Source organism: Sedimenticola hydrogenitrophicus, assembly GCF_029017505.1.
In the GTDB taxonomy this organism is placed as follows: Bacteria; Pseudomonadota; Gammaproteobacteria; order Chromatiales; family Chromatiaceae; genus Sedimenticola; species Sedimenticola hydrogenitrophicus_A.
Genome location: NZ_JAQGEI010000004.1, coordinates 89,206 through 110,105, shown reverse-complemented (window position 1 = coordinate 110,105; position 20,900 = coordinate 89,206). Strand labels below are relative to the sequence as shown.

Annotated in this window: 16 protein-coding genes and 1 tRNA gene; 7 read left to right on the top strand and 10 right to left on the bottom strand. The window is 60.2% G+C overall.

Annotation, left to right across the window (positions count from 1 at the left end; genetic code table 11):
• Positions 1–19: 19 nt before the first annotated feature.
• Positions 20–96, top strand: a tRNA-Arg gene (locus O9K64_RS03815).
• A 39-nt stretch (positions 97–135) separates the two neighbouring features.
• On the opposite strand, the gene O9K64_RS03810 is transcribed toward O9K64_RS03815, so the two are convergent.
• Positions 136–465 (bottom strand): hypothetical protein, encoded by a 330-nt coding sequence (locus O9K64_RS03810; protein ID WP_275096757.1) that lies wholly within the window; start codon positions 463–465, stop codon positions 136–138.
• A gap of 266 nt (positions 466–731) precedes the next feature.
• On the opposite strand from O9K64_RS03810, the gene O9K64_RS03805 reads away from it, so the two are divergent.
• The 5 genes from O9K64_RS03805 to O9K64_RS03785 all read left to right on the top strand — a co-directional run bounded on the left by O9K64_RS03805 (position 732) and on the right by O9K64_RS03785 (position 9,017).
• On the top strand, positions 732–3,593 hold the full coding sequence (locus tag O9K64_RS03805) for a 2-oxoglutarate dehydrogenase E1 component (protein WP_275096756.1): 2,862 nt from the start codon (positions 732–734) through the stop codon (positions 3,591–3,593).
• The gene (gene odhB / locus O9K64_RS03800; protein ID WP_275096755.1) at positions 3,594–4,796 is read left to right on the top strand and encodes a 2-oxoglutarate dehydrogenase complex dihydrolipoyllysine-residue succinyltransferase; all 1,203 of its coding nucleotides are present in this window, start codon (positions 3,594–3,596) and stop codon (positions 4,794–4,796) included.
• Between the two features lie 513 nt (positions 4,797–5,309).
• Positions 5,310–7,130: a Na/Pi cotransporter family protein gene (locus O9K64_RS03795; protein WP_275096754.1), complete on the top strand. Its 1,821-nt coding sequence runs from the start codon at positions 5,310–5,312 to the stop codon at positions 7,128–7,130.
• Between the two features lie 27 nt (positions 7,131–7,157).
• Positions 7,158–7,400 carry a hypothetical protein gene (locus tag O9K64_RS03790; protein ID WP_260291120.1) on the top strand — a complete coding sequence of 81 codons (243 nt, stop codon included), beginning with the start codon at positions 7,158–7,160 and terminating at the stop codon, positions 7,398–7,400.
• A 108-nt stretch (positions 7,401–7,508) separates the two neighbouring features.
• Positions 7,509–9,017, top strand: coding sequence for a fumarate hydratase (locus tag O9K64_RS03785; protein ID WP_275096753.1), 1,509 nt, complete (start codon positions 7,509–7,511; stop codon positions 9,015–9,017).
• Positions 9,018–9,548: 531 nt separating this feature from the next.
• On the opposite strand, the gene O9K64_RS03780 is transcribed toward O9K64_RS03785, so the two are convergent.
• The 9 genes from O9K64_RS03780 to O9K64_RS03740 form a co-directional block, all read right to left on the bottom strand.
• The gene (locus O9K64_RS03780; RefSeq protein WP_275096752.1) at positions 9,549–9,791 is read right to left on the bottom strand and encodes a BolA family protein; all 243 of its coding nucleotides are present in this window, start codon (positions 9,789–9,791) and stop codon (positions 9,549–9,551) included.
• 130 nt (positions 9,792–9,921) lie between these two features.
• Complete coding sequence (locus O9K64_RS03775) at positions 9,922–11,502, bottom strand: peptide chain release factor 3 (protein WP_275096751.1); 1,581 nt, start codon at positions 11,500–11,502, stop codon at positions 9,922–9,924.
• A 333-nt stretch (positions 11,503–11,835) separates the two neighbouring features.
• Positions 11,836–12,300: a ribosomal protein S18-alanine N-acetyltransferase gene (gene rimI, locus O9K64_RS03770; protein ID WP_275096750.1), complete on the bottom strand. Its 465-nt coding sequence runs from the start codon at positions 12,298–12,300 to the stop codon at positions 11,836–11,838.
• Positions 12,301–12,587: 287 nt separating this feature from the next.
• On the bottom strand, positions 12,588–13,514 hold the full coding sequence (locus O9K64_RS03765) for a uracil-DNA glycosylase (protein WP_275096749.1): 927 nt from the start codon (positions 13,512–13,514) through the stop codon (positions 12,588–12,590).
• 18 nt (positions 13,515–13,532) lie between these two features.
• Positions 13,533–15,077: a 2-isopropylmalate synthase gene (locus tag O9K64_RS03760; RefSeq protein WP_275096748.1), complete on the bottom strand. Its 1,545-nt coding sequence runs from the start codon at positions 15,075–15,077 to the stop codon at positions 13,533–13,535.
• Positions 15,078–15,402: 325 nt separating this feature from the next.
• On the bottom strand, positions 15,403–16,194 hold the full coding sequence (pssA, locus tag O9K64_RS03755; protein WP_275096747.1) for a CDP-diacylglycerol--serine O-phosphatidyltransferase: 792 nt from the start codon (positions 16,192–16,194) through the stop codon (positions 15,403–15,405).
• A 156-nt stretch (positions 16,195–16,350) separates the two neighbouring features.
• On the bottom strand, positions 16,351–17,361 hold the full coding sequence (gene ilvC / locus O9K64_RS03750; RefSeq protein ID WP_275096746.1) for a ketol-acid reductoisomerase: 1,011 nt from the start codon (positions 17,359–17,361) through the stop codon (positions 16,351–16,353).
• Positions 17,362–17,458: 97 nt separating this feature from the next.
• On the bottom strand, positions 17,459–17,950 hold the full coding sequence (gene ilvN / locus O9K64_RS03745) for an acetolactate synthase small subunit (protein WP_275096745.1): 492 nt from the start codon (positions 17,948–17,950) through the stop codon (positions 17,459–17,461).
• Positions 17,951–17,952: 2 nt separating this feature from the next.
• Positions 17,953–19,671 carry an acetolactate synthase 3 large subunit gene (locus O9K64_RS03740; RefSeq protein ID WP_275096744.1) on the bottom strand — a complete coding sequence of 573 codons (1,719 nt, stop codon included), beginning with the start codon at positions 19,669–19,671 and terminating at the stop codon, positions 17,953–17,955.
• Between the two features lie 672 nt (positions 19,672–20,343).
• Between O9K64_RS03740 and O9K64_RS03735 the strand changes: the two genes are divergently transcribed.
• A complete protein-coding gene (locus tag O9K64_RS03735) occupies positions 20,344–20,796 on the top strand; it encodes a DUF4124 domain-containing protein (RefSeq protein ID WP_275096743.1) in 453 nt (150 codons plus the stop codon).
• Positions 20,797–20,900: the final 104 nt, after the last annotated feature.

Sequence of the window (20,900 nt, the reverse complement as noted above, 5' to 3'; positions counted from 1 at the left end):
TCAGGACGACTTCCGCACCGCCCCCGTAGCTCAGCTGGATAGAGCGCACCCCTCCTAAGGGTGAGGTCACACGTTCGAATCGTGTCGGGGGCGCCACTTTCATCCCACGCTCCGGAATAAGGACCCGAACAGGGGTCATTCTATTTCATCATTGAGCAAACAGGGGATGGTATTGTCCGCCAACACGCCATTCAGGGGGAGTGAATCCGCTTCCGTACTCACTTCGATGGCGGACGCCGGCACGGCAGAGGGGGATGGTTTTGGCCGCGCCCGCAGGCGTGCCAAAACCTCCGACAGGACGCGCTCAAGTTCGGTATAGGCCCTGAGCTGGGCCAACTGGTAGTAACTGGTCTTTTTCTCGTTCAACAGTGCCAACCGGGCATCAAAATAGGCCACATCCGCTTCCAACGAACTGACGGTGAGTTGCACCCACTTTTTCTTCTGTTTTTTTTCCGATTCCTGCATAAAAAGGTGCCGCTTCCGGAGAAGGTTCAAGGATTTCCGCCACTCACCCCGAGAGTATAGCGCCCTGCCCGAATAAAACCCTAACTCCATGAATAAGTGTGATTTAGTTCAACGTGGGCAGTTTTACCGCAATATGCAAACGCACAAACTTCCATGTTTATTTGGACGCTTATACTAATTATACAAAAACACTTTAAAAAAGTGCCTCTTATGCTACTATCCACCTACTCGCTCTCCCAACCACAAATAATAGGCCGATCATCCAAATGAGCGCACTTCTGGAGTTGTTACGCACCACATCTGCCCTCTCCGGCGGTAATGCCGCCTTTATAGAGGATCTCTACGAACGCTACCTGCAGGACCCGAACAGTGTCGACCCTGCCTGGAGAGTGCGTTTCGACAGCATTATCAAGGACTCGGCGAACGAGGCACCGGATATTGCCCACGGCCCGGTTCGATCGAATTTTGCCCGTCTGGCACGGGAGAAGCGCCCGGCCTCACGACAGGCCGCCGAGCGCATGTCACCGGGGGCCGCCGAAAAACAGGCGGCCGCTCTGCGTCTGGTCAATGCCTGGCGTGTGCGTGGACATCAGTACGCCACCCTGGACCCGCTGCGCCTGCGGGACGTGGAGGACGTGCCGGATCTGGACCCGGCCTTCCACCGGCTTGGCGAAGCCGACATGGACACGGTATTCAATACCGGCTCGCTGTTTGCCCCGGACCGCATGCCGCTACGCGAGATCATCAATTTTATAAAAGAGGTGTACGGCGGCAATATCGGCACCGAGTACATGCACATCACCGACACCCGGCAGAAGCGCTGGATCCAGAAACGGGTTGAAGGGTCCAAGGCCAAGGCGGATCTGAATGCGGATGACAAAAAGTGGCTGCTGACCCTGCTCACCGCGGCCGAGGGCCTGGAAAAATACCTGCACACCCGCTATGTCGGTCAGAAACGTTTCTCCCTGGAGGGCGGCGAGTCCCTGATCCCGCTGCTGGATGAACTGATCCAGCGCGGTGGCCAGGACGGCATCCGCGAAGTGGCCATCGGCATGGCACATCGCGGACGCCTCAGTGTGCTCACCAATATCCTGGGTAAGGCGCCCGCCGAACTGTTTGAAGAGTTTGAGGGTAAGAAGACACCGGAGCGCTACAAGAGCTCCGGCGATGTAAAATACCACATGGGGTTCTCCACCGACATAGAGACTCCGAGCGGCTTTACTCACGTGGTGCTCGGCTTCAACCCCTCGCACCTGGAGATCATCAGCCCGGTAATCGAGGGTTCCGTGCGCGCCAGACAACAGCGCCGCGAAGACCGGGAAGGTGCCAAGGTGCTGCCCATCCTGATCCATGGTGACTCGGCCTTCGCCGGTCAGGGCGTGGTGATGGAGACCTTCCAGATGTCCCAGGCCCGCGGCTACGGCACCGGTGGTTCGATCCATATCGTGGTCAACAACCAGGTCGGTTTCACCACCAGCAATCCCCTGGATACCCGTTCCACTCTCTACTGTACCGATGTGGCCAAGATGGTGCAGGCGCCGATCTTCCATGTGAATGGAGACGATCCCGAGGCGGTGATCTTTGTTACCCGCCTGGCCATGGACTATCGTCAGCGCTTCCACAAGGATGTAATCATCGATCTGATCTGCTACCGCCGTCATGGCCACAACGAGGCCGATGAGCCGGCGGTGACCCAGCCGATGATGTACCAGAAGATCCGGCGGCTGCCGACCACCCGGTCAAGCTATTCCGATCAGCTGATCTCGGAAGGCATCGTCACCCCCGAGCAGAGCCGGGAGATGGTGGAGGATTACCGCTCCTCGCTGGAGCAGAACTCCAGGGTCGCCCGACCGACCCTGACCGACCTGAACTACCCGTATCATGTCAACTGGGCGCCCTACCAGCATATAGACTGGGAACACCCGGCCGACACCACTATCAGCCAGGAAAAACTGGCACGCCTCGCCAGCCGGCTGCTGGCGGTACCGGAGAGCTTCGAGCTCCACCCCCGGGTCAACAAGCTGATCGAAGGACGCCGCAAGATGGCCACGGGCGATCAACTGGTGGACTGGGGTTTCGGTGAATGCCTGGCCTACGCCTCGCTGGTTGATGAAGGCATTCCGGTACGGCTCTCCGGTCAGGATTGCGGTCGCGGCACCTTCTCCCACCGCCACGCGGTACTGCACAATCAGCTGACCGGCGAAGGCCATACGCCACTGCAGCACATCTCCGAAGAGCAGGCCAATTTCCTGGTAATCGACTCACTGCTCTCGGAAGAGGCGGTGCTCGGCTTTGAGTATGGCTACGCCACCACCGAACCCAAGGCCCTGACCATCTGGGAGGCGCAGTTTGGTGACTTCGCCAATGGCGCCCAGGTGGTGATCGACCAGTTCATCAGCTCCGGCGGTGCCAAGTGGGGGCTCTATTGCGGCCTGGTGATGTTGCTGCCCCACGGCTATGAGGGCCAGGGCGCGGAACACTCCTCCGCCAGACTGGAGCGTTACCTGCAACTCTGCGCGGAACATAACATGCAGGTCTGCGTACCGACCACACCCGCCCAGGTATTCCACATGCTGCGCCGGCAGATGCTGCGGCCGATGCGAAAACCTCTGATTGTGATGTCGCCGAAAAGCCTGCTGCGTCACCGTCTGGCCACCTCGGCACTGGACGAGTTTATCAAGGGCGAGTTCCAGCCTGTGATCGGCGAAATCGACGATCTCGACCCGAATGAGGTCGAGCATATCGTAGTCTGCTCCGGCAAGGTCTATTACGAACTACTGGAGGCGCGCCGCGCGCGGGGAGTGCGCAATGTCGCCATCATCCGCATCGAGCAGCTGTATCCGTTCCCGCGCGAGATATTCGACGCCATTATCGACCAGTATCCCCAGGTCGACCGGATCATCTGGTGTCAGGAGGAGCCACAAAACCAGGGTGCCTGGGATCAGATCAAGCACCGTTTCCACACCCTGCTCGACAAGGGTAAACACCTTTATTACGTAGGGCGGCCGGCCGCTGCCGCACCTGCTGTCGGGTACTACCCGATTCACGTCCAACAACAAGAGACCCTGATCGATGAAGCCCTGACCGGCAACATCAATCCCTCAATGAACCGAAGGATGCCTGCATAAATGAGTACTAATGTATCTGTACCGGCGCTGCCGGAATCTGTCGCCGACGCCACCATTCTTGCCTGGCACAAAAAGCCGGGCGATGCCGTGTCACGTGACGAGAACCTCGTGGACCTGGAGACCGACAAGGTTGTACTGGAAGTTCCCTCTCCGATCGACGGCATACTCGGCTCCATCAGTGCGGCGGAGGGCGACACCGTGCAGGCAGGCGATCTGCTGACGATTATCCAGGAAGGCAGCGCAGCGCAGGCCCAGGCAGCGGCGGCCACACCCGCCACGCTCGAAGCGGCGGCTGATGAAGAACCGGTACTGACCCCGGCGGTACGCCGGCTGGTGAAAGAGAAGGGCATCGACCCCAAGGATATCGTCGGCACCGGCAAAGATGGCCGTATCCTCAAGACCGATGTCACCGCCTATATCGAAAGCCTGGAGGCGGCCGCCAGCAAATCGGCGGCGCAGACCACCCGGGAGAGCGAGATCACCCAGACCGGTATCGAGGGCGACCGCCCCGAGCAGCGCGTGCCGATGACCCGCCTGCGGGCGCGTATCGCGGAACGCCTGCTGGAGGCGCAGCAGAATGCCGCCATCCTGACCACCTTTAACGAAGTGGATCTGCAGGCGATCAACGATCTGCGTAAAAACTACAAGGACAAGTTCGAGAAAGAGCATGAAGTGAAACTCGGCTTCATGTCCTTCTTCATCAAGGCCTCCGTCGAGGCGCTGAAACAGTTCCCGGCGGTCAACGCCTCCGTGGACGGCAAGGACATCATCTACCACGGTTATTACGATATCGGTATCGCCGTCGGCTCACCCCGCGGCCTGGTGGTGCCCATCCTGCGCGATGCCGATCAACTCGGCTTCGCCGACACCGAGAAGGCGGTGCGGGATTTCGGCAAGAAGGCCAATGATGGCTCACTCACCTATGAGGAACTGACCGGCGGCACCTTCACCATCTCCAATGGCGGCGTATTCGGTTCCATGCTCTCGACGCCGATCCTGAACCCGCCGCAGAGCGCCATCCTGGGCATGCACACCATTCAGCAGCGCCCGATGGTGATCAATGGCGAGATCAAGATCCGCCCGATGATGTACCTGGCCCTCTCCTATGACCATCGCATTATCGATGGCCGCGAAGCGGTGCAGTTCCTGGTGACCATCAAGAACATGCTGGAAGACCCCACCCGCCTGCTGCTGCAGGTCTAGGAGCCTGTCCCGATACGGGCGTAACAAGAGCCGGAGCCCCCGCATGGGGGCTCCGTTTTTTTTACCCGGATGGTAACTACTCACGGGGTAATTGGCCTGCCTTGCCGGCCTCACACGATGGCTTGTTTCCTCGAATCCGGCCCCTTTTTCAGCGCCTGCCCAAGCCGCTCCCGGCCATCCCTGGCCTTCGCGGCATAAGTCCTTCCCTGGACAAAACTCGCTTCGCTCAAACAAGGGCAGGCTTGATCTGAAAAAAGGGCCGGATTCGAGGCGCCATCAAGATCGGCCAACAAGGCAGGCCAATCACTTACAAACTGGGTAAGTAGTCGCGTAGGGTGGGCACGTAGTCTGTGCCCACCTTTTTGCCCCTTGCCGCATCTTCCGCGTGGGCACAAAAAACGTGCCCACCCTACCAAGCTGTACATGGCGCGCCCCCGGATCCGTTTGCGGCTATACTCCCCCCATCGCGTTGGCAAACAATAAACAATTTCAACTGTCGCGCCTGGCAGGTCCATGCTGAAAAAAACAGTGCTTCCCACCATTTTCGTCATCCTCGCCTATGGCTTCTGGTTGAGCGATGATTTCCGGGAGATATCCGCCGGCATCGCCATCTTCATGTTCGGCATGTTGTCTCTCGAACAGGGTTTCCGTAACTTTACCGGCGGCATGCTGGAACGGCTGATCGACAGAACCACCTCCAGCCGCTGGAGAAGCCTCACGCTCGGTATTGTCGCGACCTCCATCATGCAGTCCAGTTCGCTGGTGTCGGTGATTACCATCTCCTTTCTCAGCGCCGGCCTGCTGACCCTGATCGCCGGCATCGGCATCATCTTCGGCGCCAATCTCGGCACCACCACCGGCGCCTGGTTGATCGCCGGATTCGGACTGAAGGTAAATATCGCCGCCTATGCCATGCCGATCCTGGTGTTCGGCGTGCTGCTGCTGTTCCAGAAGGCGAAAAATCTCAACGGATTGGGCTATATCCTGCTTGGTCTCGGCTTCCTGTTTCTGGGCATCCATTACATGAAGGAGGGCTTCGAGGCGTTCAAGGAGACGCTCGATCTCGCCGAATATGCGGTCAGGGGCTATCCAGGCCTGCTCCTGTTTACCCTGATCGGTGCCCTCGCCACCTTCGTCATGCAGTCCAGTCACGCCACCCTGGTACTGATCATCACCGCCCTGGCGGCCCAGCAGATCAGCTATGAGAATGCCCTGGCACTGGCCATCGGCGCCAACATCGGCACCACCATCACCGCCATGCTTGGTGCGATCAGCGCCAATGCCCAGGGCCGACGCCTGGCCGGGGCGCACCTGCTGTTCAACCTGATCACCGCCCTGATCGCCATCCTGTTTATCCATCAATTGAGCGCTGCCGTTGATCAGATCAGCCTGCTGAGCGGTATCCGCGACGACGATTACACCCTGAAGCTGGCCGTCTTCCATACCCTGTTCAACCTGATCGGCGTACTGGTCATGACACCGCTGATGGGCCCGCTGGTGGCGCTGCTCAACAGAACGATCAAGGAGAAAAAACCGGAGATCGACCAACCGAAATACCTGACGGATTCCGCCATCGATTTCCCGGAAACCGCCGTCAAGGCGGTGCTGCAGGAGTCACTGCATGTCTATGACAATGCCCAGGGCATCCTGATCCACGCCCTGGGTTTCAGGAGACCGGAGGTACTCTCCACACTGAACCTGCTGGAGCTGGCCGAAGCGCAGACCAAGCTGACCCGGCTGGATATCGACGCGGCCTATGAGCGCAGCATCAAGGGCCTCTACAGCGAGATCGTCGCCTTTATCAGTCGGGCCGATTTCTCCTGGCAGATGGAACAGTCCGCCGATCTGCATCACCTGCGAGAGGCCAACCAGCAGGTAGTGGAGGCGATCAAGGATGTCAAGCATCTGCAGAAGAACATGGTCCGCTTCATCAATTCAGGCAACCGGCCGATGCGTCAAGCCTACGACCAGTTGCGCAGCCAACTCGCCGCCATCATCCGTAAACTTGAAGAGATTAGGCTGACCGATACCAGTGATACCGCCATCCTCTCGCTGGATGCCCTGAAACTGATGATCAAGCAGACGCATGAGGCGTTCTACCTGTCCCTGATCGAGATGATACGAAATCACCGGATCATGCCGGAGATGGGCACCTCGCTGATGAACGACAGTAACTACAGCTACAGTATCGCCATGAATCTGGTACGCGCGGCCCAGACCCTGTTTGTCTCCGGCCCAAGGGACCTGGCACAGGCGGTTCGCACCATTGCCCTGGATGATAATGAACTCCAGGCGGTATCCGACCAGCAACAGGTCAAGGAATCCGGACAATAAACTCTCGATCACCGGGAACAGCATGAGATGAAACGGAAAAAGCTTTTACAGAAACTGGCGGATTACCTCAGCCTCGATCAACGCAGCCTGCGCAACAAGCGGGCAAAGATGAAGCAGGTGCTGAAACAGCTGCGGGAAAAGGAGCGGAAACTGAAGAAGCATCTGGGCCATGAACAGGACCCGTCCCGGCAGCAGCAATTGTCACGGGAACTGGACATTCTGCGGGCACAACGCCATAAAGGCATCAACGTACTCAGGGATCTGAAATAAGCCAACACTCATTTGGACAGTCGTCCATTTTTAAACTGATTTCTCCCCCTCCCAAGCCAATCGAAGGTATAATGGCGCCTCAGATAACCACCTCATCTGGGAACAGCCATGACCACAATCAAGCAAGACGATCTCATCCAGAGCATCGCGGATGCCCTGCAGTACATCTCCTACTACCACCCGGCGGATTACATCAAGGCGTTGACCGGTGCCTGGGAGATGGAGGAGTCGCCGGCGGCCAAGGATGCCATGGCCCAGATCCTGGTCAATTCGAGAATGTGCGCCGAGGGGCATCGCCCCATCTGTCAGGACACCGGCATGGTAACCGCCATTCTCAAGGTGGGAATGGAGGTGCGCTGGGACGCCAGAATGAGCCTGGAGGAGATGGTCAACGAGGGTGTGCGCCAGGGCTACAACAATCCGGACAACGTACTGCGCGCCTCGGTGGTGAGTGACCCCGCCGGAACACGTCTCAACACTCGCGACAACACCCCGGCGGTGATCCATACCCGGATTGTGCCGGGCGACAAGCTGGAGATCAGCCTGGCCGCCAAGGGCGGCGGCTCGGAAAACAAGAGCAAGTTCACCGTGCTCAACCCCTCGGGCAGCCTGGTGGACTGGGTACTGAACACGGTGCCCACCATGGGCGCCGGCTGGTGCCCCCCCGGCATACTCGGCATCGGCATCGGCGGCTCGGCCGAGAAGGCGATGCTGCTGGCCAAGGAGTCGCTGATGGAGCACATCGACATCCACGAACTGATGGCGCGCGGCCCCGGCAACCGGGTCGAGGAGTTGCGTCTGGAGCTGTTCGAGAAGGTCAATGCCCTGGGTATCGGCGCCCAGGGTCTGGGTGGCCTGACCACCGTCCTGGACGTGAAGATTCGCGACTACCCGACCCATGCCGCCTCGCTGCCGGTGGCGATGATCCCCAACTGTGCCGCCACCCGTCACGTCGAGTTCACCCTGGACGGCAGCGGCCCGGCCGTGCTGGCACCGCCGAAGAGCTCGGACTGGCCCGAGATCAGCCTGGCCGGCGGCGCCGGCGCCCGCCGCGTCAACATCGACGGTATCACCAGGGAGGAGATCGCCACCTGGAAGCCCGGCGAGAGCCTGCTGCTCTCGGGCAAGCTGCTGACCGGCCGGGATGCGGCCCACAAGCGGATCCAGGACATGCTGTCGAGAGGGGAGGCGCTGCCGGACGGGGTCGATTTCAACAACCGCTTTATCTACTACGTCGGCCCGGTCGATCCGGTGGGCGACGAAGTAGTCGGCCCGGCCGGCCCCACCACCTCCACCCGCATGGACCCGTTCACCGAGATGATGTTGGGTGAGACCGGCCTGATCGGCATGGTCGGCAAGGCCGAGCGTGGCCCGACGGCTATCAAATCGATCAAGAAACACGGCGCGGTCTACCTGATGGCGGTGGGCGGTGCCGCGTTCCTGGTCTCCAAGTCGATCCGCTCCTCGCGCATGGTGGCGTTCGAGGACCTGGGCATGGAGGCGATCCGCGAGTTCGAGGTGGAGGACATGCCGGTGACCGTGGCCGTGGACAGCCAGGGCACCTCGGTGCACCAGACCGGACCGGCTGAGTGGCGGGTGAAGATCGGCAAGCGCTGAGCTGTAATAGAGCGGACCTACAGACTCACCGTCATCCTACGCCGGCGGTGTTCGAGAACCATAGGATAGGGCGGGCCGTGCCCGCCGACGGCGCCCATGGGGCGCCCTATGCCTGAGGAAGAACCACGGATAGACACGGATTTTTGGATAGGAAAGCCGCTCGACAAGTGGTTGGCCGTGCAAAGTGGCCTACATTTGTCCGGCTGGATGGTAAACCCCATCTGTGTCCATCCGGGTGAATCAGTGGTTCGGATATGGGCGGTCGCGCTGTTCCCGCGTTACCACGGCGCCATCCCTCTAGGACAGACACGTAGGGTGGGCACGCTTTTTGTGCCCACGCGAGGCCGCTCTCGGCCATCCATGGCCTCCGCGGCATAAGTCCATCCCTGGACAAAAAAGGTTTTCGCGGCAGAGCGACGCACAAGGAAGTGCTAATGCCGCGGGAGGCAGGATGTCGGAAGCGGCCCCTCCTACGGGGTGGCTGGAGAAACCGGTCAAGTTGCCAGTTTCTACCAGACCGGAAAACTCACCTCACCCCTGCAGGGTTTGCCACTGCTCCCGGGTGTAGGTCTTGATCGACAGGGCGTGCAGCTCATCGCTCTCCAGTTGCGCCTTGACCGTGGCCATCACCATGCGCTGTTTCTGGATCGGGCTCTTGCCCTCGAAATCCTCGCTGATCACCACCGCCTCGAAATGCCGGCCGTCGCCGGATACCACCGCCTGACACCCGGGCAGGCCGGACTCGATCAGTTGTGCAATCGCTTCAATTTCCATTACCGCTTCCTCAAAAGAATTTAAGCCGATCATAGCGCATCGGATCGACCGGTTTAACAGGCCGCCAGCAGGTATATTCCGGCCAGACGAATGTTTCGAAAATATTCCCGGCAAGAACCATTCGGGTTATCTACAGCTCCCGGGTGGCCAGGAAGCGGATTTTCGGCCAGCGCTCTTCGGCCAGGCTCAGGTTGACCCGGGTCGGGGCCAGATAGACCAGCTGGTCATCGCCATCCAGCGCCAGGTTCTCATGGGCCTTGACCTTGAACTGCTCCAGCATCTTGGGGTCGTCGCACTCCACCCAGCGGGCGGTGCTGACACCGACCGCCTCGACGATGGCCTCGACGCCGTATTCCCCCTTCAGCCGGTGGGCCGCCACCTCGAACTGCAACACCCCCACCGCGCCGAGGATCAGGTCGTTGTTCTTCAACGGCCGAAACACCTGGGTGGCCCCCTCTTCGCAGAGCTGCAACACCCCCTTCTGCAGCGCCTTCAGGCGCAGCGGGTCCTTCAGCACCACGCGCCGGAACAGCTCCGGGGCAAAATAGGGAATACCCTCGTATTTCAACTCCTCGCCCTCGGTGAAGGTATCGCCGATCTGTATCGTGCCGTGGTTGTGCAGGCCAATGATGTCTCCCGGCCACGCCTCCTCCACATGCTTGCGCTCATCGGCCTGGAAGGTGATGGCGTTGCTGATCTGTACCGTCTTGCCGATACGCACATGGCGCATCTTCATGCCCTTCTTGTAACTGCCGGAACAGACCCGCATGAAGGCGATGCGGTCGCGGTGCGCCGGGTCCATGTTGGCCTGGATCTTGAAAATGAAGCCGGAAAACTTCTCATCCGCCGGTTCCACCAGGCGCTGCCGGGTCTCCCGGGCCCGGGGCGGCGGCGCGTACTGGACGAAGGCGTCCAGCAGCTCCTTGACACCGAAGTTGTTGATTGCCGAGCCGAAGAATACCGGGGTCAGTTCACCGCGCAGATAGGCCTCCAGGTCCAGGGCATGGCTGGCGCCGCGCACCAGGTCGATCTCCTCACGCAGTTCATCCGCCATGTCGCCCAGCACCGCGTCCAGGCGCGGGTTGTCCAGCCCCTCGATCAGCTCGCCGGCCTGGATCTTGCCACCATGGGTGGCGGAGAAGAGGTGGGTGGTCTCGGTACGCAGATCGAACACCCCCTTGAGCCGCTTGCCCATGCCGATCGGCCAGGTCACCGGGGCGCACTTGATCTCCAGCACCTGTTCGATCTCGTCCAGGATATCCAGGGCATCGCGCCCCTCCCGGTCCAGCTTGTTGACGAAGGTGAGGATCGGCGTGTCGCGCATGCGGCACACTTCCATCAGCTTGATGGTGCGCGACTCGACGCCCTTTGCCACGTCGATCACCATCAGGGCGGAATCCACCGCGGTCAGGGTACGGTAGGTGTCCTCGGAGAAGTCCTCATGCCCCGGGGTGTCGAGCAGATTGACAATGCCGTCTCCGTAGGCGAACTGCATCACCGACGAGGTGACCGAGATACCGCGCTCCTTCTCCATCTCCATCCAGTCCGAGGTGGCGTGCCGGGCCGCCTTGCGACCCTTCACCGTACCGGCCATCTGGATCGCCCCACCGAACAGCAGCAGCTTCTCTGTCAGCGTGGTCTTACCGGCATCGGGGTGGGAGATGATGGCGAAGGTGCGCCGCCGTTGCAGTTGCTTGAGAAGTTCGGACATGGGGGATCTGCTGCTTGCTGACAAAAGCGGGATTATACAGTAATTCCCGGGTGCTCAGGAGCAAGCGCGGAAAAACTCGATAACCCTTTGGGTCATACCCTATCGCAGGGTGGGTTAGGCGCGCCTCGCGCAAACGGTGGCCGTTTGTTTGCTTGTCAGAAAAATTATTCTCGCAAAGACGCCAAGAACGCAGAGAATACACCGGTACGCTTTTCCTTTGCGTGCTTGGCGTCTTTGCGAGAGATTAATGAAAGCCTTCCGCGTGGGCACAAAAAGCGTGCCCACCCTACCAGGCTTCGAAATCGTACTGGACACTCGACACCGAACTGCACCCTACAACGCCTTGGCCAATAGAATGGCGTCTTCCCGCCCCTTGTCCGCGGGGTAATAGCCACGTCGCAGGCCGATCTCGTTGAAGCCCAGGGATTCATACAGGCCGAGGGCCACCCGGTTGCTGGCACGCACCTCCAGGAACGCCGTGTCGGCCTCGCGCTCCCGGGCCTGGTTGATCAGGCGCTGCAGCAGCCGGCGCGCCAGCCCCTGCCCGCGCACCTCGGGATCGGTGCAGATATTCAGTACATGGGCCTCGCCGGCCGCCACCGACATGACGGCGTAACCGACCAGCCGCTGGTCCAGGAAATAGCCCCAGCAGATATAGCCCACCCGCAGGGAGTCACGGAAGATGCCGGGGGTCCAGGGGTGATCGTAACAGCGGTGCTCCACCGTCATGATGGCGTCGATATCGCTCTCCCTGAGGGGGCGAATGCGCAGCAAGGGGTCCCTGAGTATGGCGCTCACGATCTGGGTTCTCGAAATTACCGGTTCACTGGATCAGTTTAGTACTCTGTCAAGGTGATATTGACGTATTCAGTTGGCCTGTCCGCGTTCCTGGCAAGGCGCGGCTCGTAGCGAATGGCCCGGTCCTTTGCAAGAGCCGCAACGCGGCCAGGGGCGCGAACAGGCCAACCCGAAGGGCTCCCCTGTGGTGTCCCGCCGCTGCGTTGCGTCGCTTGACAAGGACCGGGCCATTGCCTGCACGACGCGCCTTGCGGCAAAACACTACAGGGGCGCTGAACTAGTCAATATCACCTTGACAGAGTACCAGCAGCCTTCTGCAGATCCTGCCACGCCTTGGCCTTCTGCTCCGGGGAGCGCAGCAGGTAGGCCGGGTGATAGGTGACCACCACGGGGATGCCCTGGTAGCGATGCTCGCCTCCCCGCAGACGTCCCACCGCCTCATCACGCTGCAGCAGGTTCCGGGCGGCCACAGCGCCAACGGCTAGGATCACCCGCGGCTTGACCAGCGCCACCTGGCGCTGCAGGTAGGGGGCGCACTGCAGCGCCTCCTCGGCCCGCGGATCGCGGTTGCCCGGCGGCCGGCACTTGAGGATATTGGCGATATAGACCTGTTCCCGGCCCAGGCCGATCGCCTTGAGCATGGCGTTGAGCAGTTGTCCGGCCCGCCCCACGAAGGGCTCGCCCTTGCGATCCTCGTCGGCCCCGGGCGCCTCCCCGATGATCATCAGATCGGCATCACGCCGACCCACGCCAAACACCGTCTGGGTACGGGTCTTGTGCAGTTCACAGGCCACGCATTGAGCAACCCGGGCCTCCAGCCCCGCCCAGTCCAGGCGACTCACCCCGTCATCCATGAGATCCGCGTCCCCGAACCGATCGGCATGATCGCCCTGATCCCCAGCGGGCAGGTACTCATCCACCGGCGGCGGCACCTCATCCAGCCAGGAGGGCGGTTCGTCGGCCGCCGGCCTTGGCGGTTCCGCCCGCACCACCGACCTGGGCGGTGACGGTGACATCGTCGCAGGGGTTGGCGGAGTCCGCCTTTGCGGAGCCGCCGCCTGACCGATGCTGTCCGGCTCGACGTGCGCCGACTCAATCATCTCCGGTTCAATATTGTCGGGCTCGATGCTCTCCGCTTCGGCGACCGCCGACCTGGGGATCCAGTTCCGGATCCCCATGGCCCGCAGATACTCCTGTCTTTGCGCTTCGTTCATCGCCTTGGGGTCCGAAGCCTAGACATCGCCCTGAGGGTGGGCCTTGTGTTCCTGATCCAGCCGGTTGACGGCATTGATATAGGCCTTGGCCGAGGCGATCACGATATCGGTATCGGCACCCTGGCCATTGACGATCCCGCCATTGCGCTGCAGCCTGACCGTCACCTCGCCCTGGGCATCGGTACCGCTGGTGATGGCATTGACCGAGTAGAGCTGCAACTCGGCATTGCTCTGCACCATGGACTCGATGGCCTTGAACGCGGCGTCCACCGGACCGCTGCCGCTCGCCTCTCCCACCATCTCCCGCTCATCCACCAACAGGACCACCCGGGCGTTGGGGGTCTCCCCGGTTTCGGAGCAGACCTTGAGCGAGAGCAGCTTGATATGCTCGTTCTCGGCGCTGAAGCCGGCATCCGACACCAGTGCCTGCAGATCTTCGTCGAAGATCTCGTGCTTCTTGTCGGCCAGGTCCTTGAAGCGGCGGAAGGCGTCATTGATCTCCTCCTCCGAGTCGAAGGTGATACCGAGCTCCTCCAGCCGGGTGCGGAAGGCATTGCGCCCGGAGTGCTTGCCCATCACCATCCGGTTCTTGCTCCAGCCCACATCCTCGGCGCGCATGATCTCGTAGGTTTCGCGGTGCTTGAGCACGCCGTCCTGATGGATGCCCGACTCGTGGGCAAAGGCGTTCGCGCCGACGATCGCCTTGTTCGGCTGCACCGGAAAGCCGGTGATCCCCGATACCAGGCGTGAACAGTTGACGATCTGGGTTGTATCCAGGGTGGTGTCGCAGGTGAACAGATCGCGCCGGGTGCGCACCGCCATCACCACCTCCTCCAGCGAGGCGTTGCCGGCGCGCTCGCCCAGGCCGTTGATGGTGCACTCCACCTGGCGCGCGCCCTGGGAGACCGCGGCCAGCGAGTTGGCCACCGCCAGCCCCAGGTCGTTATGGCAGTGGACGGAGAAGATCGCCTTGTCGGCATTGGGGATGCGCTCGATCAGGGTACGGATGGTCTCGCCAAACTGCTGCGGCAGATTGTAGCCCACGGTATCCGGTACATTGATGGTGGTGGCGCCAGCGGTGATCGCCTGTTCAATGATGCGACAGAGAAAATCGATCTCGGAGCGGCCGGCGTCTTCGGGTGAAAATTCCACATCATCGGTATATTTCCGTGCCCGTTTGACCGCCCAGACCGCTTGCTCCACCACCTGATCCGGGGTCATGCGCAGTTTTTGCTGCATATGGATCGGCGAGGTGGCAATGAAGGTGTGTATGCGACCCGAACTGGCCTCCTTCAGCGCCTCGCCGGCGCGATCGATATCGGCTTCGAGGGCCCTGGCCAGACCACAGACGGTGCTATCCTTGATGGCACGGGCAATCGCCTGCACCGCATCGAAATCACCCGGACTGGCAATCGGGAACCCCGCCTCGATGATATCGACCCGCATCTTCTCCAACGCCTTGGCGATACGCAGTTTCTCGTCCTTGGTCATGGAGGCCCCGGGACTCTGCTCGCCGTCACGCAAGGTGGTGTCGAAAATGTACAACTTCTCTGGATTGGTCATAATCTGCTCCCGGATAAATTCAGTCGTCAACGTACTGAATCACCCTGTGCTCTATTCTTGAATTCGTTTTGTCTGCGTACTTGGCCCTCGCCAGGGCGTGTGTCGTGTTATGCCCCACAGGGCAGTAGCAGCAGGGAGAGCGGCAGAAAGGTGTGGAGGGGGCGCACAGAGACACCGGCCCGCTGGGCGGTGTACTGGGTAGACTGTGCGCTGCATGGATTCATCGGTGTCCCGTACCTCGGTTTCGCTCGAATATACCGCAAGGTTTTGCTGTTGCCAAGAGCGGAATGACTGGCGAACCCGGCACCGTGGACCCCGCCGCGCCTCACTCGTCCGGATGTGCCTCGTCTTTGCGCTCCGCATCGCTTCTCTGCGCGGATTTTCGTTCCGCCCGGCGCTGATGCAGATAGCGCAGAGTCAGCACCGGTCCGGAGACCGCGTAGACCATAAACAGGATAAACAGTACTTTCGACGGCTGACTGATCACCACGGCCAGCACCAGCATCATCACCACCACCGTCATGAAGGGGATCTTGCCCCGAAAATCGATCTCCTTGAAGCTGTTGTAACGTACGTTACTGACCATCAGCAGTCCGCAGGCCAGGGTAATGAGGCCGGCCAGATAGGAGACATCCACACCCTGGACCTGGTATTCGACGGCAACCCAGACACTGCTGGCCAGCACAGCGGCGGCGGCGGGGCTTGGCAGTCCCTGGAAATAGCGCTTGTCGGCCGTGCCGATCTGGGTGTTGAAGCGGGCCAGACGCAGGGCCGCGCCGGCGGTATAGATAAAGGCCGCCAGCCAGCCCAGCTTGCCCAGGTGATTCAGCGACCAGACATAGATCACCAGGGAGGGTGCCAGCCCGAACGCCACCATATCCGACAGGCTGTCGTATTCGGCACCGAAGGCGGTCTGGGTATTGGTCATGCGCGCCACCCGGCCGTCCAGGCCGTCCATCACCATGGCCACGAAAATGGCAATGGCGGCGTATTCGAACTTGCCGTTCATGGCGGCAAGGACGGCATAAAACCCACTGAACAGGGCGGCCGTGGTAAACAGATTGGGCAACAGATAGATGCCGCGGCTGCGTTTCTGCGGCAGAGGAGTCTCCGGCATGGGTTGCGTTCCTGTTTGGTTGAAATTGGCCTGATTATAGAGGGTTTGACGGGCAAAGACAGTAACCATCCGGTTCAAGCGGATGGATTTCCCTGACATAAAAAAACCGCGGGCCGCACCACCGGCAACCCGCGGTTTTCATGGGCCGTGCCCGGATCAGTTCTTGGACTTGTCCACGATCTTCTTGATCCACGGCATCATGCTGCGCAGACGCTCACCCACCAGCTCGATATCGTGGGCCGCGTTGAGGCGACGCATGGCGGTCATCTCGGGATAATTGGACTGGCCCTCGTTGATGAAGCGCTTGGCGTAGGCACCGGTCTGGATGTTCTTCAGACACTCGCGCATCGCCGCCCGGCTCTCGTCGTTGATCACCTTGGACCCGGTCACGTACTCACCATACTCGGCATTGTTGGAGATGGAGTAGTTCATGTTGGCGATACCGCCCTCGTACATCAGGTCGACAATCAGCTTCAGCTCGTGCAGACACTCGAAGTAGGCCATCTCCGGAGCATAACCGGCCTCGGTCAGGGTCTCGAAACCGGCCTTGACCAGCTCCACCGCACCACCGCAGAGTACCGCCTGCTCGCCGAACAGATCGGTTTCGGTCTCGTCCTTGAAGGTGGTTTCGATAATACCGGTGCGGCCACCGCCGATGGCGGAGGCGTAGGAGAGGGCGATGTCCTTGGCCTGACCGCTGGCATCCTGATAGATGGCGATCAGGTCGGGGATACCCCCGCCGGCGACAAACTCGGAACGCACGGTATGACCCGGCGCCTTGGGTGCGATCATGATCACATCCAGGTCGGCGCGGGGCACCACCTGGTTGTAGTGAATGGCGAAGCCGTGGGCGAAGGCCAGGGTGGCGCCCTGCTTCAGGTTGGGCTCCAGCTGCTCCCGGTACAGCACCGACTGGAACTCATCCGGGGTCAGTACCATCACCAGGTCGGCCTCGGCGACCGCCGCTTCCACACTCTTCACCTGGAGTCCGGCATTCTCCGCCTTGATCGCCGAGGCGGAACCGGCACGCAGGGCGACGGTGACGTCGACACCGGAGTCCTTGAGGTTGTTGGCGTGTGCATGGCCCTGGGAGCCGTAACCTACGATGGTGACCTTCTTGCCCTGGATCAGGGAGAGGTCGGCGTCTTTGTCATAATAGATGTTCATGGTCATTTCAGTAGTACCTTAAAAAATAGCTTCGTTCCAGGGACATGCCATCCGGCATGTCAATTCAATGTTGTCGCTCTGTTTGATCCGCTCCGTATCAGAGGCTGAGCCCCTTGGCGCCGCGCGCGATACCGGACGGACCGGTCCGCACCACCTCGACGATCAGCTCCTCTTCCACGGCGTTGACGAAGGCGTCCAGCTTGCTGGCCTGGCCGGTCAGCTCGATCAGATAGCTGGCATCGGTAACATCGATGATCTTGCCGCGGAAGATATCCACCAGGCGTTTGATCTCGTCACGCTGCGACCTTTCGGCCTTCACCTTGATCAGCATCATCTCCCGTTCCACGTGGGGACCCTCGGAGAGATCCAGCAGCTTGACCACCTCCACCAGCTTGTTCAGCTGTTTGGTGATCTGCTCAATGATGTTCTCATCCCCGCGGGTCACCAGGGTCATGCGCGACAGCGAAGCATCCTCGGTCGGCGCCACGGTCAGGGATTCAATATTGTAGCCACGGGCAGAAAACAGCCCGGCCACCCGCGAGAGCGCCCCGGCTTCATTCTCCATCAGAATTGATATTATATGTCTCATGGTTAGACCAGCTCACTTTTCGGCGGGAGATACATCTCATGGTGGCCCTTGCCCGCCTCGATCATCGGGTAGACATTTTCCGTAGGATCTATCACCACATCCATAAACACCAGGCGATCCTTCAGGTCGAAAGCCTCTTGCATCGCCCCTTCCAGGTCTTCCGGCCGCTCGACCTTCATCCCCACGTGCCCGAAGCTTTCGGCCAGTTTCACAAAGTCCGGCAAGGCATCGACGTAGGAGTGGGAGTAGCGTCCGTCATAGAAAAACTCCTGCCACTGGCGCACCATGCCCATGTAACCGTTGTTCAACAACAGTATCTTGATCGGCAGATCATGCTGCTTGCAGGTGGCCAGCTCCTGGATACACATCTGCACACTGGCCTCGCCGGTCACCAGCGCCACATCGGCGCCGGGGTGGGCGATCTGGATACCCATGGCGGCGGGCAGGCCGAAACCCATGGTGCCGAGGCCACCGGAATTGACCCAGCGGCGCGGCTTGTCGAAGCCGTAGAACTGGGCCGCAAACATCTGATGCTGGCCCACGTCCGAGGCGACAAAGGCATCACCACGCGTCACCTTGTGCAGGGTCTCAATGGCAAACTGCGGCTTGATCTGCGCATGGGTACGGTCGTAACTGAGGCAATCCGCGCCACGCCAGCCGTCGATCTGCTGCCACCATTTTTTCAAGGCGGCGCTGCTGGGGCGTTTCTTGCCCTCTTTCAGCACCGTCAGCATATCCTGCAACACCGATTTCACCGGCCCCACGATCGGCACATCCACCCGCACGTTCTTGGAGATGGACGAGGGATCGATATCCACATGGATGATCTTGGCATTGGGGCAGAAGTGGGCGATATGTCCGGTGACCCGGTCATCGAAGCGCGCCCCGATGGCAATCAGCACATCGGTGTCGTGCATGGCCATGTTGGCCTCGTAGGTGCCGTGCATGCCCAGCATGCCGATGAACTGCTTGTCACTGGCCGGGTAGGAGCCGAGACCCATCAGCGTATTGGTGATCGGAAATCCCAGCTCCCGGGTCAGCTCCCGCAACTCCTCGCTGGCATCGCCCAGCACCACTCCGCCACCGGTGTAGAACACCGGACGCTCGGCACTCAGCATCAGGCCGACCGCCTTCTTGATCTGCCCCAGGTGTCCCCTGAGCACGGGGCTGTAGGAGCGCATCTTGATCTTCTTCGGATAGTCGTAGGGGATTTTCTTGTTGGGATCGGTAATATCCTTGGGAATATCCACCACCACCGGGCCGGGCCGGCCGGAGGTGGCGATATAGAACGCCTTCTTCATGGTCTCGGCGATATCCCTGACATCCTTGATCAGGAAGTTGTGCTTCACACAGGGACGGGTGATCCCGACCGTGTCCACCTCCTGGAAGGCGTCGCTGCCGATGAACGGGGTTGGCACCTGGCCGGTCAGCACCACCATGGGAATGGAATCCATGTAGGCCGTCGCGATGCCGGTCACGGCGTTGGTCGCACCCGGTCCCGAGGTCACCAGGGCTACGCCCGGCTTGCCGGTGGAACGGGCATAGCCATCCGCCGCATGGGTAGCCGCCTGCTCATGCCGGACCAGAATATGCTTGACGAAATCCTGCTGGAACAGCGCGTCATATATATGGAGCACCGCCCCGCCAGGATAACCAAACACATGCTCAACGCCTTCGTCTTTCAGACACTGAATGACGATCTCGGCACCACTCAATTCCACAAATAACCTCCCAACCAACCGGGTTACTGGTCTTTACCGCGCCGGCCGGCACAATGTACAAGGGAAAAATCGAACGGTACAAATTACTCACATACGACAGGCAGGTCAAGCCACGGAATGCGATTGCAGCAATTCTAAGTATGGGCCTCAATAGCCGTTTAGTTATCCCAACCCGGTTAATATAATGAACCACGGATTCACACAGATAAACACGGATTCAGGATTCTGATCTCCTATCCGTGTGGATCTGTGTCTCTCCGTGGTTCCCCAGGGTCCCGCCCAACCATTATGAATTCGTCCGCAATGCCCCACCCCTCTGGCACCTACCAAACCATTGGAGGGGATTGTAGTAAATTTATTCGCGTTCATTTACGTTCATTCCATCCTTAGGTCCGTGAACGCTGCATGGCATCCTCGGCTCCGTAAACGGTACTCCCTGTACCACTCCTCCTGCACCACTCCTCGCGGCTAAAAATGCATACCTACCGAGAGATGCTGAGGCTAAACCTAAACCCCGCCAAATTTAGAATTGCTGCTGCAATCGATCAAGCCCGACAGACTCCCGGCGCACTCAGCAAGCCTGTTTTTGAGAAATCGATCCTTGCTGACCCCGAACGCAAACCCTACAATGACGACGAGCTCTTCTCACACTATAAACTAGGGATGATGCGCATGATTATCCGAATACTGTTGCCCGTGGTGCTTGCAATCTCCTGGATTGGGGTGGCCGATGCCCGGATGTATCGCTGGATTGATGAGGATGGTACCACCGTCTATTCGCAATCCCCACCGGCCTCCGGCGAAGCCGCTGAGATAAAAATCAACACCTCAACGGCGCCCACCGGGAACAAGGCCGAAGACGAGACGCCCGCCGCCTCCGATAACCCGTCCCAGGCGGACACACAGCAGCCGGCCGAGGGTCCCAGCAAGGCGGAGATCGCAGAGTCCAACAGGATAAAGTCGGAGAACTGCGCCTCCGCCCGCCACAACCTCGACCTGTACAGCAATCTCGGCAATCGACTGGTGAAGACGCCGGACGGCCTCTATAAACGCCTTACCGAGGAGGAGCGCCAACAGAAGATCGCCGACAGCAAGACGCAGATCGGCGAATTCTGCGGCAAATAAACGGATTGGGATATTTCCTACAAGGCGATCGTGTTCCCCCTACATACGACACCGCTCGACATGGCCATACTGCAGTCACCGTCAACAGGGAAGACCAAGGATCG